The following is a 23,867-nucleotide window of genomic DNA, read 5'->3' on the forward strand; positions in this document are numbered from 1 at the left end:
TCAGATCGCCTTTCCTTTGTCAGTGGGGTTGTGGTGGCCGGCGGCGCCGCCTGTGATCACCCGGAGTCCGGGCCGTGCTGCGGGAGAAGAGGTTTCGGTCCGTGCCTCGGCCAGCCGCTCGTCCAGATCGCGGACGGTCAGCTTCGGCCCGCTCGACAGATCCAGACCCGCCGCCGCAGTCCGGATCACGTTGTTCACCGCGTCACCGCGGTAGAAGTAGGTCAGCCCGGCACAGTCCGCGCGCTGCGCGACTTGCAGCGCCTGGAACACCGCCGACCGTGCTGCCGCAGCGCTTTTCGCGGTCAGCTCGACCTCGACCGCCCACCACTCACCGGCGCCGGTGAGGTAGCGGCCGTCGTGGATATGCGGGCGGGACTGCCCGGCATGGACTACGCCGACCTCGGCGCGCAACGCACGCTCGGAGATCCACCGCTCCAGATCCATGCTGGTCAGCGCCAGCCGCAGTTCCAGCACAGCCCTGGTGTGGGCGGCCATCTTCGGGGTAGGCACCCAGTAGCGCACCGGCCGATCCAGCAGCACCTCGCACGCGGTCCTGGACGGATACACCCAGCTCGAACCCGGCACCGGCCGTACACGGTGAGCGGGGACCATGTGTGCCTCGACCCATTTCGCCACGATCCGGTACGCCCGGGACTGACTGACACCCAGCATCTGCACCACCAGATCCAGTGGCGCGCCGTACATCTCGGCCAGGATCGTCAACACGTGCATGTCCCGCGGCCCCAACTGCGTCATCGGTCCATCCCTTCGCGTTCGGCGCCCCTGGCCACCGCGGCAGCCAGGGAGTTGCCCCGGCCCGTGTACCCGGCGAGAGCGCTGGGTGTGTCCCATGCCGCGCCCGGCCCGGCGGGCTGGTCGAATTCGCTGCGCTCGAGGCCGTGCCGCTCGGCGGCCCGCAACTGGTGCTCACGAGTCGCTTTCGCCAGCGCGGCCAGCTGCGCGCCGGTCGCGGGACGCTTCGGCGCACTGAGGCCGCGGTCGAACAGGTGCGCCTCGTACTCACGACCGTGGCGCCGGAACGGCAGTATGCCCGCGATGTCCTGCCCGTTCGGCCGCAAACCCTCCGCCGCCAGCTGACGACGCGTCCGCAGATGCGCCGGCGCCATCCGCCACTCGTAGACCGGGATACCGTCGCTCACCGCGCCTCCCCGGCCCGGCCACGCGTCAGCGCAGCCAACGGTGACGGCCGCCCCGCCGGGGTCGCCCGCACGGCCTCCCAGTCGATCCCCGGATGCGTCAGCAGGACATCGAGATCAGCGACCCGGAACAACGCCACCTGCACCCGCCACCTGCTGCGGCCGTACTTGACCGGTTCCAGCCACTTCGCACCCACCACATGCGACAAGTCGCTGACACGGACACGCAGATAGTCGGCGGCACCGGCGGCGGTCAACAGCTGCCCGCGGGCCTCGGCCCGCCCGAGCGTCGCGAGATCGGTGAACCGTTCCAAAGTCCGGCCGCAGTACAACCGATACCCCTTGTACTCGCCGACCTCCGGGATCACCTGCATCCGAGCGAGTTCCTCGACCGTTTCCGCATCGACCACACAGCCCAGACGCTGCGACAGGACCTCCGCGGCCCGCACCGCACCGACATCCGGCACCGCACCCACCGCGGCACGGATCTCCTCGGCCCGCGCGATCGCCTCCGCGACAGCCGTTTCCGACCAGCGCACCGGCCGCGACGGGATACCCGCATCCGGGACCGGGATCAGCCCATCGGCTCTCGCACGGTCGAAAGCCCACACCGGCAGACCCAGCGCCACCGCGAACTGAAGCGGACCGAAATACTTGCTCACCGCGACCGCCCCCGATCAGCCTCGGCGTCCTCGACCCGATCGACCAGCGCGTTACCCGGCTGGTAGTCCGCCAGCGCACTGGACTGCGCGCTCTCCGCCGCCGGCACCCAGCTCATCGACTCCCGCATACGGGATCCGGCCGGCGGACTCGCCTGCGGCGGCCTCCCGGCCGCTCCCGGATCCGCATCCGCCGCCTGCCCGACCTGGTCGCGGCCGGCGTCGTGCTGCCGATACTCCCGCACCTTCACCGCGTACTCACGGGCCAGCTCGAACCACGGACCCGGCCACCGAATCCGGTCCGCGGCATCGTGGAGGGATTTCGCGGCCCACTTGACGTTGAGGCTGCCGAACTCCTTCGTCTCCCACTCGTACTCACCAGGCTCGTTGAAACGCTCGGCGTCCGGCTGCAACTCCTCGTACCGGGCCTGCAACGCGATCACCCGCTGCCGCAACGACTCCTGATCACGCACGATCGAATCCAGCTCCGCCAGCAATTCGGCCGGATCATGCAACGGCGCACCGCTGCCCACCGCCGGGGCCTTCTTCTCCATGTCGTCGCTCACCGGGTCACCACCGATCCCGGTGTCGCCGGAACCTGCTGCACAGGACCGCAATTCGCGGGCGCCGTGCCGGACTCCGGTGTGAACGGATACGAACTCGGGGCCTGGCACACCACCACCGACGGCACCGACTCGCTACGGCCACCGAACAACAGGCAGCCCGTGAACAGACCCGCCCCGAACACCACCGCCGCAGCCCACAAGACCCCCCGCGCCTTCTGCACCGGCGGCACCATCACCGCAGCCGGACGACGCACCGGCGACTGCGACCGCGCACCGAACGGGATTTGAATCGCCCCCGGACTCGGCACCACCGGACCGAACAACTCACCGCGACTACGCGGTTCACGCCAGGCATCGAACACACCGACCGGCTCACCGGTCGACAAGTCGTAAGAGAAATAGAAGCTGTCACCCGCACTCATCGCCGCACCCCCACCCGGCCCGGCCGACGCCGCCACACAGCCCACAGCACCACCACGAACACCACCGCCAGCACCGTGCTCGGCGCCAGGATGAGAAGCAGGACCGCCAGAATCAGCAGCACGGCCAGAATCTCGGCAGCAAGCCTCATGCCGGATCACCCCCGGCGGTCGATCCCTTGTGCGGGTTGCGGCAGTGCCTGCGCCGGGCCTGAGCCGACCGAAGCGCCAAACGGGTGAAATGCGCCTTGCGGGCATGCTCGGCACGCCGCGCCCGCTCGTCGGACGGCAGTACGCCCTCCGGGTCGACATCCCGCTCGAACTTGCTCAGCAGGGCGGCGCGAGCCTTGGCGGTCCGCGCAGTCCGGTCCGGCGTGTTCGCCCATGACGTATGCGCCGCAATTCGCGCCTGTAGCGCACGCTCGCCGCGGCTGGTCACGCCGCACCGCCAGACAATTCCACATTGCCGAGACCGCCGAAGTGGGCATTCCCAGCCAGGTTGGCCGCATCACGGGGCGCAAGCGGACGAACCTGCGCAAGCACTTGGTTTCTGTCCACCTTGATCAACCGGGGACCTACCTGGAACCCGTCCAAGAAGCCCGCATTAACCCAACGCCGAATCGTCTTGGGCGATACGCCGGCAAGCTGGCCAGCATCCCTCAGGCTGATCAGAGGCCTGCCGGGTCCGGCCGAACTGTTCCGTTTGCTCATCGGATGTCTCTCCTTCCGGCAAGAGCGGAAATGCCTTGCCACAGAGACAGTTACGAGACACAAACGTCCCCAATCGGTGCCTTATGAGACTAGTTTCCTAAATTTCGACCCAAATAGTCTCGTTACGTCTCGTATGGGTGTATGATTGCCGTAATTGCAAGACGATCAGGACTTTTGGGGGATCCATGGCCACCGCACTGAAGGCGCTTCTGAAGGATCAACACCTGCACGGACACTCGGACTTCGCCCGGGCATACAACGCAACCGCACGCCGCCTCAACCCCAAGCTGGTCGATGCTGCACCTACCAAGGCGCAGTTCTATAGGTGGCTCTCCGGCGAATTGCGAGGACTTCCCCGCGGACATCACTGCCGCGTTCTGGAAGAGATGTTTCCCGGCTGGACCGCCGAGATGCTGTTCGCCGACGAGAACACGGCAGGGACGGCGGCAGCTGCTCGCCCCGGGAGTCGGCTGCCACTGACCGACTCCGACTTCGAGACCTTCCTGGGCGCCGAAATGGTCACAGCCGGAACAACGCTCGTATATCCAACCTTCGAGCTGACCGACAACTCTCTGCGTGCCCTATCGGATGCCGATATCCCCCGCCAGCATCATTTCGGTAAGAAGAACAGCGCGTTCTCAGCCAAACATCGTATCGACGTGCCCAGCGCCCTGGCGGAGAACGACGTTCGCGGGATGTTGTACGTCTTCTCGGTGCTTCAGAGGTACACATCAATTCTCACCGAGATTCAAAGCGACCATGAGGTTGTTGCACAATGCGATCGGCCGTACATATCGTTTGGCCTGTCGAGCAACGACTGCACCCACATGTACCTCCAGACCGCTAGCAATCCGCTGTTCACCATCGAGGACGACCCGAAGAAAGGCACCTACCTCGAATACGTCGAGCTTCGCGACGGGACTCAATACAGCTCCACGGATGACACGAACATGGGGCTCATCGCCCGAGTTCGGCCGAATCCGAATCTTCACCCGGACCGGTACTGGATCTATTGTGCTGGACTCGGCCCCCGGGGGACGACGGGGGCGAGCTGGTATCTTGCGAACTATTGGAGCACTCTCCAGAAGAACGCCGGCACGAACGAGTTCGTCGCAGTCGTGAAGGTCCATGCATACTCCGACCAGACCGCCACTCTTGAGCACATGATGATAAACTCTCCCGATCGAAACGAGTAGCACATGCAGACAGCGCTCTTTGCCGGACTGGTAACGTTGGACATGGCCTACGGTGTCGATGCTTTTCCAGCAGAGAATAGCAAAAATACTGTGCGGGATCATTTCCTCGGTGCGGGCGGACCAACTGCCAATGCGGCAGTGACCTATGCTTTTCTCGCAAAAAAATCTCCGGTACTCCTGACTTCACTTGGCAAGCATCGAGTCGCCGATCTTGTACGCGACGATCTGCTCAGTCAACAGGTGCAGTTGATCGACGCGACTCCAGACAGCACGCAACAACCGCCGGTTTCATCGATTGTGGTTGCTCGCGATTCTGGCTCCAGAACAGTTGTCTCACTCGACGCCGTAAGGAGCTATGCGCCGTTCAGTGACACGTTCATAGAATTCGTCTCACAAGCAACCATTGTCCTTATCGACGGCCACCATCCTGATCTCGCGTACGGCGTCGCAGCGGCTGCGCGGAATCTCGGGATACCGGTCGTGCTCGATGCCGGTCGATGGAAAGACGTGCACGAATCGATTCTGCCACTGGTGGACGTTGCTATCTGCTCGTCAGACTTCACGCCGCCGGGAATGAAGTCAGCCGACTCCGCCAGAGTGCTGGAATTCATCCACGCGTGCGGTCCCACAAAGGCAGCCATCACACGTGGCTCCGACCCTATAATGTGCTCGACGGACCGCCACCTTAGCGAGATCGAAATCGCACCGATTGACGCGGTGGATACGCTGGGCGCGGGCGATATCCTTCATGGTGCATACTGCTACTACGCCACACAAGGCTATGGTTTTACGGAATCGCTTGAGATGGCCAGCACGGTTGCGACTACGTCATGTCAGCACTTCGGAACCCGCGACTGGCAGAATTACGTTACTCGTTCGGAACCATGAGAAACTGACCGTCGTATTCCGAAATCACGTAATCGGCTCTCAACTTTGTCCCAGCTATCAATTCTGCATTCGGGAGATCGCTCGCCGTCACCTTCCGTAGAGCTTCATCGATTGCCTTGCCGCCTCGGATATGCCGCTGGATCAGACGTTCCTCAATTACCGAACGGTCACCATCCAGATACCAAGTCTCATCGAGAAAACCTCGAGCAGCGCTCCAGCCAGGGGAATCGAGTAACAGATAGTTTCCTTCAACAATCACTATCGAATTCCCATCCAAGGTCAGAGCATCCGGGCGCGGATCATGAATAGCACGATCATAGAGCGGCCACGGAACAGCAATTTCCGTATCGGAGTTCCTCAGCAGACGGAGGCGATCGATGAAGTTCACGACATCGAAGGTGTCAGGCTGTCCCTTGCGGTCCAGTCGGCCAGATTCCGCCAGTTCGGCTGTACGAAAGTGAAATCCGTCCATAGGTGCAACTGCTGCAATGGAGCGGCGGCCGACATTGATCGCATCGCGGAGGGACGCCGCGAGAGTCGATTTGCCAGCCGCAGGGGGACCACAGATTCCGAGAAGGTATCTTGATGCTCCGAGGTTTCCGGCAGCGCGCAGCAAAACCAGATCGGCCAGCTCTTCAATAGAAACTAGACGACCACGATCAGTTGTATACGAACACATCGGCAACCAGCTTTGCATCGCCAGAAACACCGGAATCAAGAACTGTGGAGCGGTACCCTTCCCAATCGGCAAGCTTAGGAGCATCTCGCTCGGCCCGGCGCGAAATCATACGGCTGCGAATCTCCTCTGAACTACTCGAAATCCAGACGGTTTTCACGTTCACCGGATCGTCGCTCATGCCGCGAATATACTCTGATAATGAAATACTTTGCTTTGACGCGTGCTTGACATATTCAATAAATGGAGCATCGAGTATCACTGGCTGCCGCCGGCCGAACATTAGCGCGTTCCGAACCAGGGCTTCGTAAATGTACGGTCCAACGATTTTACGGTACGTCGCACTGTCTCGATCGTATGGATTTCCCGCAAGCTCGCCCATTACCGACTGTTCGAGCTTCGGCGCGAATCCATCCTTGTCGAGCACCACCGCATCGAGCATATTTGCCAAATATGCTGCGGCAGTTGACTTGCCGGAGGCCGGGAAGCCGCAGACCACGATCACGCCGGTCGTTGTGCTACTGCCGATCTCGTCCAGAGTCTCCAGCACCGAGCCTGTCAATGGCGTTCCCACCTGCACACCCCTCTCCGTTAGCGCCCCACCGACACGCACGATCGACCGATGAAGCCAGGATCGAGACCCCGCGCCGCAACCCACCGCCCGTCATCGGCTTCCGCGACACCGACAACCTCGCTCAACCTGGACTCTGGGAGACTAGCATCGCTTTCTCCTCCAGCTCCGACCGGAGCGAGCGCAGGCAAGTCTGCCCCCGGAGCAACCGTGAGCACGACAGCGCGTCCAAAGATTCGAGCGTTGAGGTGATGAAACCACTCTCCCAAGTTCTCGCCGAGCATCGACTACTGGTCATCCTGCGCGCCGCAGAACCAGTACCGCTCGTGGATGTATCGCTCGCCCTGATCGACGCCGGGGTGCGCTGTCTTGAGATCACCGTTTCCACTCCTGGCGCGCTGGCCGCGGTTCGCGCTGTCGTTGACCAGGTCGGTGATGTTGCCTACATCGGCACTGGCACGGTGATGTCGGTCGATGACGTGAGACGATCCGCCGATGCCCGCGCTCGCTTCGTGGTCAGCCCCACATTCGACCCTGACGTTGTCGCGGCTGCCAATTCGGCCGGGCTCGGTTCACTGCCCGGTGTCTTCACTCCCACGGAGATCGTGACCGCCTGGCGAAGTCGACCAACCGCCTTGAAGGTCTTTCCAGCATTCGCTCTGGGACCAGAATACATTGCGGCAGTTCGTGATCCACTCCCACATATACCGCTCGTCGCTGTCGGTGGAGTGACACTCGACAATATCGGTGACTACTTCTCAGCAGGTGCAACTGCCGTCGCCGTTGGTCGCCCAGTGCTCGGCGACGCACTACGCCTCGACCATAGCCCCACCGCATTGCGCAACCTACGTACCCGTACCGCACAATTCGTCGCAGCCGCAAAGGACGAGCGGCAACCACCGGCTGCTGAGTAGCCACAACGAACTCGCCAGAGCCTGCGCTCGTGGAGCCCTCACATCTAGCATGGTCACATGACCGCCGGAATCCAGCTACCGATGGCAACCCCTCGGATCGCTGTCGGCATCGTCGTCCCGAACGGCCCCGTCGTGCTCATGGTGAAGCCCACCTACAAAGAGCATTGGGACATCCCTGGCGGGTACGTCGAACGCGGCGAGTCGCCGCGGGCCGCCTGCGAGCGCGAGGTGCACGAGGAACTCGGGATCTCCATCGACGGACTGCACTTGGCCGCAGTCGATTGGGCGTCGTGCACAATTGAAGGGCCGCGGCGGCACAGCTGCACCCCGAAACATGCAGCCCGAACGGCGAACTCGCTGGAGGTTTGAGTACGTCAGGGACTCGGACGACGCCATAACCGCATGAGACGACCCGGCTTGAGATCTTTGGCCAGCTCGAGTTGGTCTTCCCGGTGCTTCAGGCATTCGCTAGACCGTTACAGTCGGTTGGTCTCATAGCCTGCGCCTCAATCCAAGATATCAACGCGCACAGCGCTTCCTGGCCACCGGCGAAATCGCAGGATGAGCACAGCGTTGTATCGGGCGTAGTGCGGGACTACCTGGACTGAGTCGGTCCCACCATCGGCCCGGACGCCTCGGCGTCCGGGCCGATGCGTGTCCGGGTGTGGGCGACGCGCCGGACGGATCGGTGTGACAATCGCGGTCGGCGCCAGCAGACTCCTTGCGTGGAGCAGTGGGTGTTGGTCTTCTGTCTGGCGTTCGCGACGATTCTGGCGCAGCCGATCGGGCAGCGGACGAGGCTGCCGCCGGCCGTGCTGATGACGGTGTTCGGGTTGGTGCTGGCGTTGCTGCCGTTCGTGCCGAATGTGGACATCAATCCCGAGTTGATCCTGCCGCTGGTGCTGCCGCCGTTGCTCTATGCCGCGGCGCGGCGCACCTCCTGGCAGCAGTTCGCCGCGGATGCGGGACCGATCCTGTTGCGGGCCGTGGGGCTGGTGATCGCGACGGCGGTGGCGGTCGCGGTGGTGTTCCATCTCTGGTATCCGGCGGTGCCGCTGGCCTCGGCCTTCGTGCTCGGGGCGGTGGTGGCCCCGCCGGATCCGGTCGCGGTGAGCGCGATGGCCAATCGGCTGGGGTTGCCGCGGCGGTTGGTGTCGGTGCTCGAGGGCGAGGGGTTGTTCAACGACGTCACCGCGGTGGTGATCTACGACGTCGCGGTGCAGGCGGTGGTGACCGGGCGGTTCTCGGCGTGGCACACCGCGCTGGATTTCCTGGTCTCGGCGCTGGTCGCGGTCGGGGTGGGGCTGGTGCTGGGCTGGGTGGGCAGCCGGCTGATGCGGCGGCTGGACGAGGCCGCCTGGCAGGTGGCGCTGGGCTTGTTGCTGCCGTTCGCGGCGTACGGGCTGGCCGAGGTCTGGCACGGGTCGGCGGTGCTCGCGGTGCTGGTCTGCGCGCTGTATCTCACCGATGTGGCGGCGGATTTCAGCGATTCGGCGTACCGGATCGTCGGGGAATCGTTCTGGGAGGTCATCGATCTGCTGGTGACCGGGGTCGCGTTCGGGCTGATCGGGCTGGAGCTCACCACCGTGCTGGAGGCGACCGGGAGCAGCTGGCCGCGGCTGCTCGTCGGGACGGCGGTGGTGGTCGCGGTGGTGGTCCTGTTGCGGCTGGCGTGGTTGCTGCTGTCGATGGTGTTGCTGAACAAGCCGCGGCGCGAGGCCGACGAGCCGCACACCTGGCGGGAGACCGTGGTGACGTGGTGGGCGGGGATGCGCGGCGTGGTCACGGTCGCGCTGGCGCTGGCCGTGCCGCTGACCACCGAGCACGGGGCGTTCCCGGGGCGCACCGAGATCCTGTTCGCCGCTTTCGCGGTGGTGCTGTTCACGCTGCTGCTCCAGGGACCGACACTGCCCTTGGTGGTCCGGGCCACGCGCGTCCAGGCCGACACCGAGACCGAGCGGCTGCTGGAGCGGCAGCTGTGGTCGCGGATCCTGCGCGCGGAACTGAGCCGGCTCGAGGAGATCGCCGACAGCGAGGATCTGCCGGACGAGATCTATCAGCGGTTGCGCGAAACCATCGAGCGGCGGCTCGCCCGCGCCGATCCGGAGGCTGCCGAAAGCGCCGATCCGGCCAAATCCTTCGACCGGATGATGCGGTTCACCGGCATGTTCCGCAAGATCAGCGAGGACGTGCTGGAGGCCGGTCGCGCGGCGGCGCTGTCGGCCCGGCGGGAACCGGGGATGCCACCGGATCTGGTCGACCGCATGATGCGACGGCTGGATCTGCGGCCGATGCTGTAGTCGCCGGGGCCGTGCACCGCGACGGAGTCGCCTATCGCGCACCGCGACGGAGTCGCCTATCGCGCACCGCGACGGAGTCGCCTATCGCGCACCGCGACGGAGTCGCCTATCGCGCACCGCGACGGAGTCGCCTATCGCGCACCGCGACGGAGTCGCCTATCGTGCGCTGCGGCCGCCGTCCGTCCTGTCCCGATCGGTCAAGCAGGCTGGACGATTTCCGAAACGACCTCGTCCGGCGCCGCGGACCCATGCCGGGTGAGCTACCTGGGCAATCGACCGTCAGCAAACCCAGCAAATTTCGCTGGACGGCGTCGGGCATATTTCCTGCCTGCATCTTTCACGCTAGCGTTCGGCGCACGGGCCTGCCCGTGAACATCGAGAATCCTCCCTGGCAAGGGGTCCGCAATGCTGGAAATAGATCACTTCACATACGGGTGGCTGACACCGGCCCTGGCCTATCTCATGTCCTTCACCGGATCGTTGCTGGCGCTGCGGTGCATGATCCGGGCCCGCACCCGTCCGGGCCGGGGCGGCTGGACCGTGGCCGCCGCGATCGCGCTCGGCGGAACCGGCATCTGGGTCATGCATTTCATCGCCATGCTGGGTTTCTCGGTGCAGGACACCATCATTCGCTACAACGTGCCGGTCACCCTGCTCAGCGCGCTGATCGCCATGGTGGTGGTATGGCTGGGCCTGTTCATCGTGGTGCGGCGGCCGGGCGACCCCGCGGCCCTGCCGATCGGCGGGGGTATCACCGGCCTCGGGGTGGCGGCCATGCACTACGCCGGGATGTACGGGATGGAGACCGACGCCGTCGTCCGGTACGACCCGTTGCTGGTCTCGCTGTCGGTCCTCATCGCCGTCGTCGCGGCCACCGCGGCGCTGTGGTTCGCCCTGCACGTCCGCGGCATCTTCGTCACCGTCGGCGCCGCGGCCATCATGGGTATCGCGGTGTGCGGCATGCACTACACCGGAATGTTCGCGATGAGCGCGCAGATGACCGACCACGTGCACCGGGTCGTCGGCGCCCAGGCCCATCAACTGCTGACCCCGCTGATCGTCGGCGTCAGCATGGTGACGATGGTGCTGCTGCTCCAGGTCGGTATCACCGACGTCGACGAGCCCGACCTGACCCGCGTCGACGGGCAGCACGCCAGCCGCTACTGGCCCAGCCGCGACTGATCCGGCGCGCTCCGGAAATCCTCGTCAGTCCGCGTCGAGGTGGCCCGCTCGCCCGGCGGACCCCGGGTCGCCACCTGCGGCGACCGCCGGATCGTCCGGCGCCGCAATGGTTGTGCCGCCTCGCACCGAGGTGTCCTTGAGCTCCACGCCCGAGCGGCCCAGCCGGCGCGCCCCGGCGATCAGGCCCGCGGTCACCGCCGCCGCGGCGGCGTAGCCGAGCCCCTCCGGGGGGTGGATGTTGGAGACGCAGTTGCGTTCGGCATCGGTGCGACCGGGTCGCGGCAGGTGGGTGAGGTAGATGCCGAGACTGTCGGCCACCGACAGGCCCGGCCGCTCCCCGATCAGCACCAGCACCGTCGCCACGTCCAGCGCCGGGCCGATGTGGTCGCCCAGCGCGACCCGGGCCTGGGTCGCGATCACCGGCGGCGCGAACCGATAGTGCTGCGCCAGTGCGTCTTTCAGCGCGAGCAGGGTCGGGATGCCGTGTTCGGCCAGCGCCCGGGGCGACAGGCCGTCGGCGAGCACCACCCCGATCTCGGCGCCCGTGCTCGGCAGCGCCGCGAGCGCCTCGGCAGATTCCGGCAATCGGCCCAGGTCCGGGCGGCGCAGGTACTCGGAACGATCACCCGCCCGGCTGCGCACCAGCAACGGCTCCCCCAGTCCCGCGCCGCGCACCCGGTCCGCGAATTCCGTGGTGTCCAAGGGTGTGTGCACCGCGTCCCGGGCGGCCGCGTGCGCGGCGCGCAACTCCAGCACCCGGGCGGTGGGCAGCGCGTCCCCGGCCCGGCCCAAACCTATGCGCGCCTGCGTGGTTCGCCGCAGCGCGGCCCAGAACTCCGATGCGGCACCGGTTTCCGGGTGCTCCTCGGTCGTCATCGGGCCGCCAGCGCGCGCAGGGGGGAGGACAGCGGTTCGACGGCCCGCACGCCACCGGTCGCGTCCAGCATGCCGAGGCGGTCCAGCCAGGCCGCGAATTCCGGCGCGGGCCGCAGGCCGAGCACCCGCCGGGCATAGAGCGCGTCGTGGAAGCTCAGGCTCTGATAGCCGAGCATCACGTCGTCCGCGCCGGGCACGGTGATCACGAACGCGACCCCGGCGGCGGCCAGCAGGGTCAGCAGCGTGTCCATGTCGTCGGCGTCGGCCTCGGCGTGATTGGTGTAGCAGACGTCGACGCCCATCGGCAGGCCGAGCAGCTTGCCGCAGAAGTGGTCCTCCAGGCCGGCCCGCACGATCTGGCGGCCGTCGTACAGATACTCCGGCCCGATGAATCCGACCACCGTATTGACCAGCAGCGGGTCCAGCTCGCGCGCCACCGCGTAGGCCCGCGCCTCCAGCGTCTGCTGATCCACCGGCCGGCCGTCGGTCCCGCGGTGCGCGCCGGCGCTGAGCGCCGAACCCTGCCCGGTCTCGAAGTACATGACATTGCCGCCGACGGTGCCGCGGTGCAGCGATCGGGCCGCTTCGGCCGCCTCGCGCAGCAGCGACAGCGTCACCCCGAAGCCGGCGTTGGCTCCCTCGGTCCCGGCGATCGACTGGAACACCAGGTCGACCGGGGCGCCCGCCTCGATCAGGCCCAGGGTGGTGGTGACGTGGGTCAGCACACAGGTCTGCACCGGAATCTCGAAGCGCTGCCGCACCTCGTCGAGCAGTCGCAGCAGGTCGGCGGTGACGGCCGGCGAGTCGGTGGCCGGATTGACCCCGATCACCGCATCGCCACAACCGAGCAGCAGCCCGTCCAGAATCGCGGCAGCTATCCCGCGCGGATCGTCGGTGGGATGGTTGGGTTGTAACCGGGTCGCGAGGGTTCCGGGGGTTCCGATGGTGGTCCGGAATGCGGAAACCACCCGGGCCGCGCTTGAAACCGAAATCAGATCCTGATTTCGCATGATCTTGCTCACAGCTGCCACCATCTCCGGGGAGAGTCCGGGGGCCACGGCGGCCAGTGTCGCCGCCGCATCCGGGGTTGCGGAAACAGTCAGCAACCAGTCCCGCAAACCCCCGACGGTCAGGTGCGCGATCGGCTGGAAGGCGGTCCGATCATGGCTGTCGATGATCAACCGGGTCACTTCGTCGCTTTCGTACGGAACCACCGGATCGTTCAGCAGCGCCGACAACGGCAGCTCCGCGAGCGCCCATTGCGCCGCGGCCCGCTCCGCATCGGAATGCGCTGCGCAACCGGACAATTCGTCACCGCTGCGGCGCGGCGTCGCCTTCGCCAGCAACTCCACCGGACCGTGGAACGTGTACGTCGTCCCGCCGACGCGCTGGTGATGAACGGCCATCCGGGCCTCCTGTTCCGCGGCCGGGCCGGCCTGTGCGACGGCCCGTTCCGATTGTGGCGGAAAGACGCCGCATCGGCCTCCGATACATGTCGCCAACTAGTTACTGACGATCGATTACAACGTGAAAGACCCGAATCGCGTCCTTGTAGTCGAAAGCATCGCCGCAGCTCGGCGGATCGACACCGCCGCTGCCGTGCCGTAGATTTCCGGCCGCCGCAACAGTGCGGAACCTTGGAGAAACCTGTGCCCGCAAGGGAGTTCGCGTGTTGCACACACATCATTTCGCCTACGGGTGGGTAACCCCGGTGATCGCCTACATCATGTCATTCACCGGATCATTGCTGGGATTGCAGTGCGCACGCCGCGCCCGGGTGTCGGAACGACCGGGCGGCTGGCTGGTCGGCGCGGCGGTCGCGATCGGCGGCACCGGGATCTGGGTCATGCACTTCGTGGCCATGCTCGGATTCTCGATCGACGGCGCCTCGATCCGCTACAACGTGCCGCTGACGCTGGCAAGCGCCGTGATCGCCGTCGTGGTCGTCTGGATCGGGCTGTCGCTGGTGACCCGCGGGCAGCGCGCCGGCCGGGACGGCTGGACCCTGCTGACCGGCGGCCTGATCACCGGCCTCGGGGTCGGCGCGATGCACTACGCGGGCATGTTCGCCATGCGGACCGACGCCACCCTCTCGTACTCGCTGGGCATCGTGGCCCTGTCGCTGGTGATCGCCGTCGTCGCGGCAACGGCCGCCCTGTGGTTCGCCCTGCACGTGCGCGGCACGATCGCCAGCATCGGCGCCGCGATCATCATGGGCATCGCCGTCTGCGGCATGCACTACACCGGGATGACCGCGATGCACGCCGAGCACCTGGACCCGGCCCCGGCACCGCACGGCGCCGACGGCGTGCAGTTGCTGCTGCCGCTGATGATCGGCGTGAGCGTCGTGACCATGATGCTGCTGATCAACGTCGGGCTCACCGACAACGAGGACTACCGCGTCACTCCCGCGCCCGCCGGCGGCGGCACGGACGGCTCGACGGGCCGGCTGCGATAGTCGCGCATGCCACACTGTCGGGCGTGGCTGCCACCGTCTTGTCCCGCTACCGCTCGCCCTGGACCCGGACCATCGACGTCGAGACCCAGCTCCAGGCGTTCCGGGAACAGATCCGGCGCCCCGGACGGTTCCGGGGCCTGCTGCGGGCCGGTCACGACCTGCTCGCGGCCGCCCCGGCCAGTTGCGCCTACGCGTTCACCTTGTTCATCACCTGGTGGACGCTGCGCGGGATCAGCGAGTTCGCCGGGCACCGGCTGATCCTGTCGGCCTCGACGAATCTGCACAACATGCGCCGCGATCCGGTGCAGGTGCTGGTGGCGTCCGCGTTCTGGACCGAGGGCGGATTCCCGTGGGTCACCATCGTCGGCTTCCTCACCCTGATGGCCTTCGCCGAGCGCTGGCTCGGCACGGTGCGCTGGATCATGATGTTCGCGATCGGGCACGTGGCCACCACCCTGCTGACCGTCACCGGGATCGCCTACGCGGTCGACCACCGGCTGATCCCGTTGAAGGTCGCCGTCGCCGCGGACGTCGGGTCCTCCTACGGCTTCTCCAGCGTGCTCGCGGCCCTCGCCTTCCATCTGCGCGGCCTGCCGCGACTGATGTGGGCGGTGGGGCTGCTCGGCTGGTACGGCTACAGCGCCGCCACGGGCCGCACCTTCACCGACTACGGGCACCTCACGGCGGTGACGGTCGGGTTCGTCGCCGCCACCGTCGCGGTCGCGGTGTCACGACAGCTGGAACGGATGCGCGATCGCGCCGCCGAGCGGGATCAGGCCGGGCCGGTCGCGGCGGGCAGCGCGGTGAAGCTCCCGTCCTCCTCCGGCCGGTAATCGGTCACCCGGATCACCGCGGCCGCCGGGATCGGTCCGTAGACGTGCGGGAACAGCATCGCGTCCGGATCATCCGGCACCCCCGGCTCCCACCGCACCTCGGCCGCCAGCCGCTGCGGGTCCAGCCACAGCAGCACCACGTCCTCCCGGCCCGCGAACAAGCGGTTGGCGGGCAGGTGGACCTGCTGCGGGGCCGACAGGTGGATGAACCCCTCGCTGTCCAGGGAGGGCGCCCGCCGCGTGCCCGCGGCCCGCGCCGCGGCCCACTCTGCCTCGGTGCACAGATGCACCAGCACCCCCGCCGGGATCACCGCCGTCTCTTCGACCATCGTTCGACCCTAGCCGCCGGTCCGCAGCGGCGCCGTGCGGTCCGCTGAACAGAGCGTTTGCCATAACTGTGGTGTGAGTGTCGGGGCGGCGGGGTAGTCTCCGGTTAGACAACTCGATCAGTGTTCGTGGCGGTTCGCAGCAGCGTTTCCGAGTGCCCCGACCTGCACGTTCGCTGACAGCGAAATGCCTGGTCATGTAAGGGAAAACACAGAGAAACATCTGCGGGAACAAAGCACCGTCGCCGAACGTCTGAGAAAGTAGTCATAGGCCACTGCTGGGAAGTAGCGGCGGGTGAGCCCGCGGAAGGGTCCGCGGGCCCGATACCAGGTGAACGGTCTTCTGCGCCGGGATCCAGGACGGAGGAGTCATGCCAGAAACACTGACCAGCACCCCACTGACGGCGGTCGACCGGTGCGACCGCTGCGGTGCAGCCGCGCGTGTCCGCGCTGTCCTGCCCGCTGGTGGCGAGTTGCTCTTCTGCCAGCATCACGCCAACGAGCACATGGATCGTCTTCGTGAGCTCGAGGCCGTGATCGACACGGAGTCGGCGCCGGCGCTGTAAAGCTCCTCCCGTCCGCTCGAACAACACAATCCTCCAACAGAACCCACGACGGGCGGCCCGCACGGGCCGCCCGTTTTCTGTGCGCCACATGCTGTTTCCGCCGCGCGGTCGCGCCCGTCACATCCGGCGCAGCGCGGCGATCCGATCGGTCAGCTGATCGGCGGTCGCCAGCGCGGTGGGCGGCCCGCCGCATTCGCGGCGCAGCTCACCGTGGATCACGCCGTGCGGCTTCCCGGTGCGGTGATGATGCATCGCGACGAGACTGTTCAGCTCTCGGCGCAATTCACCGAGCTTGTCGGCGGTGGCGACCCGCTCCGCCGCGGCCGTGGCGCTGGGCCCCGGTTCGGCCAGCTCGGCCACCTTCGCGGCGGCGCTGCGATCGGCCACCTGCCGGGACTGTCGGTCGCGCAGCAGCGCGCGCATCTGATCGGCGTCCAGCAGGCCCGGGATGCCGAGATAGTCGGCCTCCTCGTCGCTGCCGGAGAAGGTGGCGGTGCCGAACGAATCACCGTCGTAGATGACCTGATCCAGCTCGGCATCGGCGGCCAGCGCGACGAACTTGCGGTCCTCCTCGCCGGGTTCGTCCTTCTGCCGGTTCGCGTCGGTGAGCAGTTCGTCCTCGAACGCGTTCTTCTCCCGATGCGGCTTACCCAGCACGTGGTCGCGCTGCACCTCCAGTTGCGCGGCCAGATCCAGCAGCACCGGCACCGAGGGCAGGAAGACGCTCGCCGTCTCCCCCGGTCGGCGGGCGCGCACGAAGCGGCCGATGGCCTGCGCGAAGTACAGCGGGGTCGAGGCGCTGGTGGCGTACACGCCCACGGCGAGCCGGGGCACGTCGACGCCCTCGGACACCATCCGCACCGCCACCATCCACGGATCGGTGCCGGCGGCGAACTCGCTGATCCGGTCCGAGGAGCCCGGATCGTCGGACAGCACCACCGCCGGTGTCGACCCCGAAATATGTTCCAGCAGTTCGGCGTAATCGCGCGCCTTCTCCTGATCGGTGGCGATCACCAGGCCACCGGCGTCGGACAGCCCGGTGGCGCGCAACTGCCGCAGCCGGATGTCGGCCGCGGTCAGCACCTTCGACATCCAGTCGCCCGCCGGGTCCAGGGCGGTCCGCCAGGCGCGGGCGGTCTGCTCGGCGCTCAGCGGCTCACCCAGGCGGGCGGAATACTCCTCGCCCGCGCTGTCACGCCAATGCGCCTCACCGGAGTAGGCCAGGAACACCACCGGCCGGACCACGTTGTCGGCCAGCGCCTCCGAATAGCCGTAGCTGTAGTCCGCCCGCGACCGCTGGAACCCGGACTCGTCGGGCTCGTAGGTGACGAACGGGATCGGCGAGTCGTCACTGCGGAACGGGGTGCCGGTCAGCGCCAGCCGCCGGGTCGCGTCGCCGAACGCCTCGGCGACGCCCTCGCCCCAGCTCTTGGCGTCACCGGCGTGGTGGATCTCGTCCAGGATCACCAGGGTGCGCCGGTTCTCCGTCCGCACACGGTGTTTGAAGGGGTGCGAGGCGACCTGGGCATAGGTCACCACCACGCCGTGATAATCACCGGAGGTGCCGCCGGTGGCATTGGAGAATCGCGAATCCAGCGCGATCCCGGCGCGGGCCGCCGCCGACGACCACTGATGCTTGAGGTGCTCCGTCGGCGCCACCACAGTGATCTGATCCACCGTGCGATCGGCCAGCAGCTCCGAGGCGAGCCGCAGCGCGAAGGTGGTCTTACCGGCGCCGGGCGTGGCCACAGCGAGGAAGTCGCGTGGCTTCGACGTCAGATACTTGGTGAGAGCCCTGCGCTGCCATGCACGTAACGAACTACCACCACCCGAAGTCACTCCAGAGAGGTTAGCGAGCAATACCGGCACGTGCCCAATCCGCACCCCCCGTGTCGCGGGCGCGCCGCTGTCCGGGAATCCGCCACCGGTCCCGGGCCGGTCGCGCGAAGGCGGCGGAAAGCCTCGCTCCCCGTGCGGGTTTGCCGGGTGAGCGGCCCCGGCGGCGCGGCGGCGGACGGCAAATCGCCGGTTGGTGGGCGATGCTGTAGTGACAATGGACACGCCGCCCCGCCCCGCCCATCCCCCCGAACCTGCGCCCGGCCACCGTGCCGCCGCGGGTACGAGTGCCCGTCGCGGCACCGAGCAGACGAGCGCACCGTTTGCGAACGAGCGCGCGAGCACACACCGTGCGAACGAGCGTGCCGACACACCGGACTCGACCGGGAGCGTCGACGAGCACGGCAGCACAGCACGTCCCGAGGGACGCGGGAACACCCCGCGTCCCGGCAACACGCCACGTGGGGACGGCCCGCGCGGGACCGCACCGCGTGCCGTCGAGCCCGGACGGGGCGCTGTCGAGCGGGCGGTCGCCCGGCTGCTGAACGGGTGGCGGCCGGTGTACGAGTTGCTGGTGCGGGTCGGGGTGAAGGCGTGGCGGGACTCGATCTTCGCGAAATCGGCGGCGGCGGCGTTCTGGCAGATGCTCTCGCTGACGCCGCTGCTGCTGGGGGTGCTGGGCAGCCTCGGCTACATCGGGAGCTGGTTCTTCGGGCCGGACACCACGCACATCGTCGAGGGCAAGATCATCAGCTTCAGCCGGAACCTGTTCACCGCCAGCGTGGTCGACGATCTGATAGCGCCGACCGTGCACGACGTGTTGCAGCGCGGCCGGGGCGCGGTGGTGTCCGTGGGATTCGTGCTGTCACTGTGGGCCGGTTCGTCGGCGATGGCGACCTTCGTGGACTCCATCGCGGCCGCGCACGATCAGCAGGACGCCCGGCACCCGGTATGGCAGCGCATCGTCTCGCTGGTGCTGTACCTGGTGTTCCTGATCATGGCGGTGTTCGTGCTGCCGGTGGTGGCACTGGGCCCGGTGCTGCTGGGCCGGATCCTGCCGGAACAGTGGCGGGAGCCGGGGCTGCGGCTGGTGGACGCCTTCTACTACCCGGGCACGGTGCTGCTGCTGATCATCGGGCTCACCACGCTGTACAAGCTGGCCCTGCACCGCTCCCCGCCCTGGCACCGGTTGTTCGCCGGCGCCGTGGTGGCGGGGGTGTTCTTCATGGCCGCCTGCGACGGGCTGCGGCGCTACCTGGGCTGGGTGACCCGGACCGGGGTCAGCTACGGCGCGCTGGGGGCGCCCATCGCCTTCCTGCTGTTCACATACTTCCTGGGCTTCGCGGTGGTGCTCGGGGCGGAGTTCAACGCGGCCGTGCAGGAGTTCTGGCCGGCCCGCAGCAGCTCGGCGGCCCGCCGATTGGTACGGCTGCCGCACCACGGGGTCCGGTGGGCCTTCGGCCGGCTCCGCCGGCGCTGGGCGCACGACTGACCGCGCCGGGGCCCGCCCGGCTCAGTCCCGGCGCAGGGATTCGTAGATGTGCTTGCAGTCCGGGCACACCGGCGAACCGGGCTTCGCCGACTTGGTGACCGGGAACACCTCACCGCACAGCGCCACCACGTGGGTGCCCATGACCGCGCTCTCGGCGATCTTGTCCTTCTTCACGTAGTGGAAGAACTTGGGGGTGTCGCTGTCGGTCGACTCGTCGGTCGTGCTGTCCGGGCGTACGAGGGTATCGGTATTCACCCTGTCAATGATGCCAGCCGGATGCCGGGCGGTCGTGTCCGACGGGCCGCGGATGCGCGCACCCGGCCGGGGTGTGCATTCGATCTCGGGCGGTGGAAGACTCGAAGGTATGCAGCGTGAGGGCGACTCCCCCGATTTCCCCGATTCCCCGGACCACGAGGTCCGGACCGGCGGCGTCGAGGGCGGCGACAACCCGCACCGGACGTTCGAGACGCTCCCGCCCGGGAGTGTGCCGCGTCCGGAGCGGCCCGCGGCGGGCTATTTCCCGGGTGAGGACAAGCACCCGGCGCTGATCACGGAGGCCGCGCCCTCGCTGGAGCAGCAGCACCGCGCGCGGGTGCGGCGGTACTCGCTGCTGATGGGGTTCCGCATCCCGTGCCTGGTGCTGGCGGCGGTCGCCTACAGCATGTGGAGCAACGCGCTCATCTCGCTGCTGATCATCGGCGTGTCGATCCCGCTGCCGTGGATCGCGGTGCTCGTCGCCAACGACCGGCCGCCCCGCCGCAAGGACGAGCCCAGCCGCTGGGACGAGCGCCGCGCCGCGAAGGCCGCGCTGGAATCAGGCCACCACCGCTCCATCGACGGGTGAACCGGTCGTGATCCGGCCCCGGATCGCACCGGACATCAGCGCCGCCACCAGGCACAGTCCGCCCGCCAGGAACCAGGCCAGGTCGTAACTGCCCCGGGTGTCGCGGATGACACCGGCGCCGGTGGCCGCGAGCGCGGCGCCGATCTGGTGCGAGGCGAACACCCAGCCGAACGCGATCGGCCCGTCGTCGCCGAAGAACTTCCGGCACAGCGCCACCGTCGGCGGCACGGTCGCGATCCAGTCCAGGCCGTAGAAGACGATGAACACCCACATGCTGGGCTGGGTGTGCGGGGAGAACAGCATCGGCAGGATCATCAGCGACAGCCCGCGCAGCGAGTAGTAGCCCACCAGCAGCCACCGGGAATCCAGCCGATCGGTGAGCCAGCCGGAGGCGATGGTGCCGGCCACGTCGAACACGCCGACGGTGGCGAGCAGGCTCGCGGCGGTCGTCGGCGGCATGCCGTGGTCGTGGGCGGCGCTGACGAAGTGGGTGCCGACCAGGCCGTTGGTGGACGCCCCGCAGATCGCGAAACCGCCCGCCAGCAGCCAGAACTGCGGCTTCCAGGACACCGCCGACAGCACCGACAGCGCGCGCGAGGCACCACCGGTGACCCGCACCCGCACACCCACGCCGCTGCCGGGTTCGGCGCCGTAGGCGGTCTCACCGATATCGCTGGGGTAGTCGCGGATGAACAACAGCACCAGCGGCACCACCGCCAGCGCGGTACCCGCGACCACCAGCGACGGCGTCCGCCAGCCGTGGGCCTGCGCCAGCGCCGACACCAGCGGCAGGAACACCAGCTGGCCGGTGGCGCCGCCGGCGGTCATGACGCCGGTCACCAGGCCGCGGTTGCGCACGAACCAGCGGCCGGTGATGGTGGCGACGAACGGCATCGACATCGAGCCCACCCCGAGGCCGACCAGCAGCCCCCAGGTGGCCAGCAACTGCCAGGGCTGGGTCATGAACACCGTCAGCCCGCTGCCGGCGGCGATCAGCACCAGCGCGACCGCCACCACCCGGCGGATGCCGAAGCGGTCCATCAGGGCCGCCGCGAACGGCGAGATCAGGCCGTAGAGCAGCACGTTCAGCGATACCGCGGTGCCGATCGTGGCGTGCGACCAGCCGAACTCCCGGTGGAGCGGGTCGATCAGCACGCTGGGCACGGATCGGAAACCGGCGGCCCCGATCAGCGCGACGAATCCGGTGGCGGCCACCAGCCAGGCCGGATGCAGCCGGCGGTGGACTGGTAACCGGCTCCGCCGGCGGTGGACTTGTAACCGGCTCCGCCGGCGGTGGACTTGTAACCGGCTCCGCCGGCGGCGGGCCGGGGTCCGGGCGGCGGCGGGGGCGGGGTTCTGCAGCTCGGTCACGTCACAGATCGTCCTGGACGATGGCTTGCGGCGCGAGTGGCCTGAATGCCACAATCCATCAATATCTGGCCAGCCGCTCCGGCCGGACCGATCGGAAGGTGTCCCGCATGATCCGCTGGACCTGGGTGTTCCTGGACCGTCCGGCCGACCGTTTCGACGCGGCGTTCGACTTCTGGTCCGCGGTCACCGGCACGCGGCTGTCCGAGCGCCGCGGCGAACACGGCGAGTTCGCGACACTGATCCCGGCGGACGGTGACGCGTATCTGCGCGCCCAGGCGGTCGGCGGGCCGGGCGGCGCACATCCGGACTTCGACGTCGACGATCTGGCGGCCGCCCGGCGGCACGCGCACGCGCTCGGCGCGGTGACCGTGGCCGATCACGACACCTGGTCGCAGCTGCGGTCGCCACACGGCCAGTCGTTCTGCCTGACCACCGACGACGGCCGCCGGATCCCGTCGCCGGTCGCCGGGCCCGGCGGCGAACTCAGCCGGCTCGATCAGCTCAGTGTCGACATCGCCCCCGGCGTCTACGACCGGGAGGTGACGTTCTGGGCCGCGCTGACCGGCTGGGAACTCCAGCCCGCCGCCGAACCCGAATTCGTCCGCCTGCTACCGCCTTCCGGCCTGCCGTTCCGAATGCTGTTGCAGCGCTTGGGCGAAGATCGCCCCGGCGGCGCGCATCCGGACATCGCCTGCACCGATATCGAGGCGGTCGCCTCCTGGCACGAGAAGCACGGCGCCCGAAGGGTTTCCCGCGGCGCGCACTGGATCGTCATGAACGACCCCACCGGCGGCGTCTACTGCCTGACCCCGCGTGACCCGCGCACCGGACGGTTACCGGAATGAGCCGCCCCGCACCCGGGGACGACAGCGCCTCCGCCGCCGGCCCGGCGTCCGGCGGATCCGCACGCCGCGATCAGGCCGTGCCGGGTACGAGCCGGGTGCCCGATCCCCGCCCGGCGCCGCGCAACGGCAGCGGCCGTCCGGCGGCTCCGAGCCGGCCGGTGCCCGACCGGGATGCGATCACTGCGCACCGGGTGGCGGTGCTCGCCCTGCCGGAGGTGGTCGGATTCGATATGGCGATCCCCTCGCTGGTGCTGGGCCACGCCACCGACCCGCAGGGCAGACCGCTGTACGACGTCCGGGTGTGCGGACTGGACACGATGCCGGTGGCATCGACGGTGGGCTACGCGATCGTGCCGCAGGGCGGGCCGGAACTGCTCGCCACCGCCGACACCGTGGTCATCCCCGGCGCACGGTTGCGGCAACCGCGCGTCGACGGCACCCTGCCGCCGGAGGTCGGCGCCGCGCTGGCGCGGATCCGGCCCGGGACACGGCTGGTATCGATCTGCACGGGTGCGTTCGTGCTCGCCGCGGCCGGGCTGCTGGACGGCCGGCGCGCGACGACCCACTGGGCGCACGCCGACACCTTCCGCGCGCGATTTCCGCGAGTCCGGTTGGACGAGAATTTGTTGTTCGTGGTCGACGACAACGTCTACACCTCGGCGGGCCTCGCGGCGGGGCTGGATCTCTGCCTGCATCTGATCCGCACCGACCACGGCAGCGAGGTGGCCAATCGGACCGCGCGCTACTGCGTGGTGCCGCCGTGGCGAGAGGGCGGGCAGTCCCAGTTCATCGAGCGTCATGTGCCCGAGGACGGCACCGACGGTACGGCCGCGACCCGCGCCTGGGCCCTCCGGCATCTCGACGCCGAGATCGATCTCACCGTGCTGTCGTCGCACGCGCGGATGAGCGTGCGCAACTTCACCCGCCGGTTCAAGGCCGAAACCGGTATCGCTCCCGGCGCCTGGCTGTTGCAACAACGCCTGCGCCACGCCCAGCACCTGCTGGAGTCCACCGATTTGCCGATCGACGAGGTGGCCCGCGCCGCCGGGCTGGGCACCGCGGGCTCACTGCGGCACCACATGCGGGCCGAGCTGGGCGTCCCGCCGCTCGCCTACCGGAAGACCTTCCGCGCAGGGTAACTGTTGCTGTCCAACCGATTTCGCCGGACCGCGGGCGGCGCC

Annotated in this window: 29 protein-coding genes; 13 read left to right on the forward strand and 16 right to left on the reverse strand. The window is 67.9% G+C overall.

Annotated features, from left to right (window positions below; genetic code table 11):
* The 8 genes from LBW94_RS20985 to LBW94_RS21020 are packed head-to-tail and all read right to left on the reverse strand — an operon-like array spanning position 1 to position 3,512.
* Positions 1-756, reverse strand: a complete 756-nt coding sequence (locus tag LBW94_RS20985; protein WP_225052575.1) for a hypothetical protein — start codon at positions 754-756, stop codon at positions 1-3.
* Entirely contained in the window at positions 753-1,160 is a 408-nt protein-coding gene (locus LBW94_RS20990) for an RRQRL motif-containing zinc-binding protein (RefSeq protein WP_225052577.1), read from the reverse strand. The genes LBW94_RS20985 and LBW94_RS20990 overlap by 4 nt, the downstream gene beginning before the upstream one ends.
* Positions 1,157-1,819, reverse strand: coding sequence for a hypothetical protein (locus LBW94_RS20995; RefSeq protein WP_225052579.1), 663 nt, complete (start codon positions 1,817-1,819; stop codon positions 1,157-1,159). The genes LBW94_RS20990 and LBW94_RS20995 overlap by 4 nt, the downstream gene beginning before the upstream one ends.
* Positions 1,816-2,382 (reverse strand): hypothetical protein, encoded by a 567-nt coding sequence (locus tag LBW94_RS21000; RefSeq protein WP_225052581.1) that lies wholly within the window; start codon positions 2,380-2,382, stop codon positions 1,816-1,818. Before LBW94_RS21000 ends, LBW94_RS20995 begins: the two co-directional genes overlap by 4 nt.
* Positions 2,379-2,804, reverse strand: coding sequence for a hypothetical protein (locus tag LBW94_RS21005; protein WP_225052582.1), 426 nt, complete (start codon positions 2,802-2,804; stop codon positions 2,379-2,381). The genes LBW94_RS21000 and LBW94_RS21005 overlap by 4 nt, the downstream gene beginning before the upstream one ends.
* Complete coding sequence (locus LBW94_RS21010) at positions 2,801-2,953, reverse strand: hypothetical protein (protein WP_225052584.1); 153 nt, start codon at positions 2,951-2,953, stop codon at positions 2,801-2,803. The genes LBW94_RS21005 and LBW94_RS21010 overlap by 4 nt, the downstream gene beginning before the upstream one ends.
* On the reverse strand, positions 2,950-3,240 hold the full coding sequence (locus LBW94_RS21015) for a hypothetical protein (RefSeq protein WP_225052586.1): 291 nt from the start codon (positions 3,238-3,240) through the stop codon (positions 2,950-2,952). The genes LBW94_RS21010 and LBW94_RS21015 overlap by 4 nt, the downstream gene beginning before the upstream one ends.
* Complete coding sequence (locus LBW94_RS21020; protein WP_225052588.1) at positions 3,237-3,512, reverse strand: helix-turn-helix domain-containing protein; 276 nt, start codon at positions 3,510-3,512, stop codon at positions 3,237-3,239. The genes LBW94_RS21015 and LBW94_RS21020 overlap by 4 nt, the downstream gene beginning before the upstream one ends.
* A 185-nt stretch (positions 3,513-3,697) precedes the next feature.
* On the opposite strand from LBW94_RS21020, the gene LBW94_RS21025 reads away from it, so the two are divergent.
* Positions 3,698-4,708, forward strand: a complete 1,011-nt coding sequence (locus tag LBW94_RS21025; protein ID WP_225052590.1) for a hypothetical protein — start codon at positions 3,698-3,700, stop codon at positions 4,706-4,708.
* Between the two features lie 3 nt (positions 4,709-4,711).
* Positions 4,712-5,596 carry a PfkB family carbohydrate kinase gene (locus LBW94_RS21030; protein ID WP_225052592.1) on the forward strand — a complete coding sequence of 295 codons (885 nt, stop codon included), beginning with the start codon at positions 4,712-4,714 and terminating at the stop codon, positions 5,594-5,596.
* On the opposite strand, the gene LBW94_RS21035 is transcribed toward LBW94_RS21030, so the two are convergent.
* Together LBW94_RS21035 and LBW94_RS21040 are read right to left on the reverse strand one after the other, a co-directional pair.
* The gene (locus tag LBW94_RS21035) at positions 5,577-6,305 is read right to left on the reverse strand and encodes a nucleoside triphosphate hydrolase (protein ID WP_225052594.1); all 729 of its coding nucleotides are present in this window, start codon (positions 6,303-6,305) and stop codon (positions 5,577-5,579) included. The two genes, LBW94_RS21030 and LBW94_RS21035, sit on opposite strands and share 20 nt — an antisense overlap.
* Entirely contained in the window at positions 6,256-6,852 is a 597-nt protein-coding gene (locus tag LBW94_RS21040; protein ID WP_225052595.1) for an AAA family ATPase, read from the reverse strand. Before LBW94_RS21040 ends, LBW94_RS21035 begins: the two co-directional genes overlap by 50 nt.
* 242 nt (positions 6,853-7,094) lie before the next feature.
* Between LBW94_RS21040 and LBW94_RS21045 the strand changes: the two genes are divergently transcribed.
* The 4 genes from LBW94_RS21045 to LBW94_RS21060 all read left to right on the forward strand — a co-directional run bounded on the left by LBW94_RS21045 (position 7,095) and on the right by LBW94_RS21060 (position 11,239).
* Positions 7,095-7,757 carry a bifunctional 4-hydroxy-2-oxoglutarate aldolase/2-dehydro-3-deoxy-phosphogluconate aldolase gene (locus tag LBW94_RS21045; protein WP_225052597.1) on the forward strand — a complete coding sequence of 221 codons (663 nt, stop codon included), beginning with the start codon at positions 7,095-7,097 and terminating at the stop codon, positions 7,755-7,757.
* A 57-nt stretch (positions 7,758-7,814) separates the two neighbouring features.
* Positions 7,815-8,126 (forward strand): NUDIX domain-containing protein, encoded by a 312-nt coding sequence (locus LBW94_RS21050; RefSeq protein ID WP_225052599.1) that lies wholly within the window; start codon positions 7,815-7,817, stop codon positions 8,124-8,126.
* A 356-nt stretch (positions 8,127-8,482) separates the two neighbouring features.
* Positions 8,483-10,057, forward strand: coding sequence for a Na+/H+ antiporter (locus tag LBW94_RS21055; protein ID WP_225052600.1), 1,575 nt, complete (start codon positions 8,483-8,485; stop codon positions 10,055-10,057).
* Positions 10,058-10,462: 405 nt separating this feature from the next.
* Positions 10,463-11,239, forward strand: a complete 777-nt coding sequence (locus tag LBW94_RS21060; protein ID WP_225052602.1) for an MHYT domain-containing protein — start codon at positions 10,463-10,465, stop codon at positions 11,237-11,239.
* 24 nt (positions 11,240-11,263) lie between these two features.
* On the opposite strand, the gene eutC is transcribed toward LBW94_RS21060, so the two are convergent.
* Together eutC and LBW94_RS21070 are read right to left on the reverse strand one after the other, a co-directional pair.
* On the reverse strand, positions 11,264-12,115 hold the full coding sequence (gene eutC / locus LBW94_RS21065) for an ethanolamine ammonia-lyase subunit EutC (RefSeq protein ID WP_225052604.1): 852 nt from the start codon (positions 12,113-12,115) through the stop codon (positions 11,264-11,266).
* Positions 12,112-13,521, reverse strand: coding sequence for an ethanolamine ammonia-lyase subunit EutB (locus tag LBW94_RS21070; protein WP_225052606.1), 1,410 nt, complete (start codon positions 13,519-13,521; stop codon positions 12,112-12,114). Before LBW94_RS21070 ends, eutC begins: the two co-directional genes overlap by 4 nt.
* Before the next feature lie 263 nt (positions 13,522-13,784).
* Here LBW94_RS21070 and LBW94_RS21075 point away from each other — a divergent pair, with 263 nt between their 5' ends.
* A complete protein-coding gene (locus tag LBW94_RS21075) occupies positions 13,785-14,573 on the forward strand; it encodes an MHYT domain-containing protein (RefSeq protein WP_225052607.1) in 789 nt (262 codons plus the stop codon).
* A gap of 23 nt (positions 14,574-14,596) precedes the next feature.
* Positions 14,597-15,406, forward strand: coding sequence for a rhomboid-like protein (locus LBW94_RS21080; protein ID WP_225052610.1), 810 nt, complete (start codon positions 14,597-14,599; stop codon positions 15,404-15,406).
* Here the strand turns inward: LBW94_RS21080 and LBW94_RS21085 are convergent.
* A complete protein-coding gene (locus LBW94_RS21085; RefSeq protein ID WP_225052611.1) occupies positions 15,346-15,735 on the reverse strand; it encodes a DUF952 domain-containing protein in 390 nt (129 codons plus the stop codon). The genes LBW94_RS21080 and LBW94_RS21085 overlap by 61 nt on opposite strands.
* A 368-nt stretch (positions 15,736-16,103) precedes the next feature.
* On the opposite strand from LBW94_RS21085, the gene LBW94_RS21090 reads away from it, so the two are divergent.
* The gene (locus LBW94_RS21090; protein WP_225052613.1) at positions 16,104-16,298 is read left to right on the forward strand and encodes a hypothetical protein; all 195 of its coding nucleotides are present in this window, start codon (positions 16,104-16,106) and stop codon (positions 16,296-16,298) included.
* 117 nt (positions 16,299-16,415) lie between these two features.
* On the opposite strand, the gene LBW94_RS21095 is transcribed toward LBW94_RS21090, so the two are convergent.
* Positions 16,416-18,137, reverse strand: a complete 1,722-nt coding sequence (locus LBW94_RS21095; protein ID WP_225052615.1) for a DEAD/DEAH box helicase — start codon at positions 18,135-18,137, stop codon at positions 16,416-16,418.
* 535 nt (positions 18,138-18,672) lie between these two features.
* Here LBW94_RS21095 and LBW94_RS21100 point away from each other — a divergent pair.
* Complete coding sequence (locus LBW94_RS21100; RefSeq protein WP_225053238.1) at positions 18,673-19,626, forward strand: YihY/virulence factor BrkB family protein; 954 nt, start codon at positions 18,673-18,675, stop codon at positions 19,624-19,626.
* A 21-nt stretch (positions 19,627-19,647) separates the two neighbouring features.
* On the opposite strand, the gene LBW94_RS21105 is transcribed toward LBW94_RS21100, so the two are convergent.
* Entirely contained in the window at positions 19,648-19,881 is a 234-nt protein-coding gene (locus LBW94_RS21105) for a DUF3039 domain-containing protein (RefSeq protein WP_225052617.1), read from the reverse strand.
* Positions 19,882-19,990: 109 nt separating this feature from the next.
* Here LBW94_RS21105 and LBW94_RS21110 point away from each other — a divergent pair, with 109 nt between their 5' ends.
* On the forward strand, positions 19,991-20,470 hold the full coding sequence (locus LBW94_RS21110) for a DUF3099 domain-containing protein (RefSeq protein ID WP_416276926.1): 480 nt from the start codon (positions 19,991-19,993) through the stop codon (positions 20,468-20,470).
* On the opposite strand, the gene LBW94_RS21115 is transcribed toward LBW94_RS21110, so the two are convergent.
* Positions 20,441-21,703: an MFS transporter gene (locus LBW94_RS21115; protein WP_225053241.1), complete on the reverse strand. Its 1,263-nt coding sequence runs from the start codon at positions 21,701-21,703 to the stop codon at positions 20,441-20,443. The two genes, LBW94_RS21110 and LBW94_RS21115, sit on opposite strands and share 30 nt — an antisense overlap.
* 245 nt (positions 21,704-21,948) lie before the next feature.
* On the opposite strand from LBW94_RS21115, the gene LBW94_RS21120 reads away from it, so the two are divergent.
* On the forward strand, positions 21,949-22,686 hold the full coding sequence (locus tag LBW94_RS21120; RefSeq protein WP_225052619.1) for a VOC family protein: 738 nt from the start codon (positions 21,949-21,951) through the stop codon (positions 22,684-22,686).
* A complete protein-coding gene (locus LBW94_RS21125) occupies positions 22,683-23,825 on the forward strand; it encodes a GlxA family transcriptional regulator (RefSeq protein ID WP_225052621.1) in 1,143 nt (380 codons plus the stop codon). The genes LBW94_RS21120 and LBW94_RS21125 overlap by 4 nt, the downstream gene beginning before the upstream one ends.
* Positions 23,826-23,867 lie beyond the last annotated feature (42 nt).

The organism is Nocardia sp. alder85J (assembly GCF_020176955.2).
In the GTDB taxonomy this organism is placed as follows: domain Bacteria; phylum Actinomycetota; class Actinomycetes; order Mycobacteriales; family Mycobacteriaceae; genus Nocardia.

Coding starts and splice junctions, on each gene's coding strand:
- LBW94_RS20985 (WP_225052575.1), bottom strand. CDS start 756: ATGACGCAGTTGGGGCCGCGGGACATGCACGTGTTGACGATCCTGGCC.
- LBW94_RS21005 (WP_225052582.1), bottom strand. CDS start 2,804: ATGAGTGCGGGTGACAGCTTCTATTTCTCTTACGACTTGTCGACCGGT.
- LBW94_RS21010 (WP_225052584.1), bottom strand. CDS start 2,953: ATGAGGCTTGCTGCCGAGATTCTGGCCGTGCTGCTGATTCTGGCGGTC.
- LBW94_RS21020 (WP_225052588.1), bottom strand. CDS start 3,512: ATGAGCAAACGGAACAGTTCGGCCGGACCCGGCAGGCCTCTGATCAGC.
- LBW94_RS21025 (WP_225052590.1), top strand. CDS start 3,698: ATGGCCACCGCACTGAAGGCGCTTCTGAAGGATCAACACCTGCACGGA.
- LBW94_RS21030 (WP_225052592.1), top strand. CDS start 4,712: ATGCAGACAGCGCTCTTTGCCGGACTGGTAACGTTGGACATGGCCTAC.
- LBW94_RS21045 (WP_225052597.1), top strand. CDS start 7,095: ATGAAACCACTCTCCCAAGTTCTCGCCGAGCATCGACTACTGGTCATC.
- LBW94_RS21050 (WP_225052599.1), top strand. CDS start 7,815: ATGACCGCCGGAATCCAGCTACCGATGGCAACCCCTCGGATCGCTGTC.
- LBW94_RS21060 (WP_225052602.1), top strand. CDS start 10,463: ATGCTGGAAATAGATCACTTCACATACGGGTGGCTGACACCGGCCCTG.
- eutC (WP_225052604.1), bottom strand. CDS start 12,115: ATGACGACCGAGGAGCACCCGGAAACCGGTGCCGCATCGGAGTTCTGG.
- LBW94_RS21070 (WP_225052606.1), bottom strand. CDS start 13,521: ATGGCCGTTCATCACCAGCGCGTCGGCGGGACGACGTACACGTTCCAC.
- LBW94_RS21085 (WP_225052611.1), bottom strand. CDS start 15,735: ATGGTCGAAGAGACGGCGGTGATCCCGGCGGGGGTGCTGGTGCATCTG.
- LBW94_RS21090 (WP_225052613.1), top strand. CDS start 16,104: ATGCCAGAAACACTGACCAGCACCCCACTGACGGCGGTCGACCGGTGC.
- LBW94_RS21110 (WP_416276926.1), top strand. CDS start 19,991: ATGCAGCGTGAGGGCGACTCCCCCGATTTCCCCGATTCCCCGGACCAC.
- LBW94_RS21120 (WP_225052619.1), top strand. CDS start 21,949: ATGATCCGCTGGACCTGGGTGTTCCTGGACCGTCCGGCCGACCGTTTC.
- LBW94_RS21125 (WP_225052621.1), top strand. CDS start 22,683: ATGAGCCGCCCCGCACCCGGGGACGACAGCGCCTCCGCCGCCGGCCCG.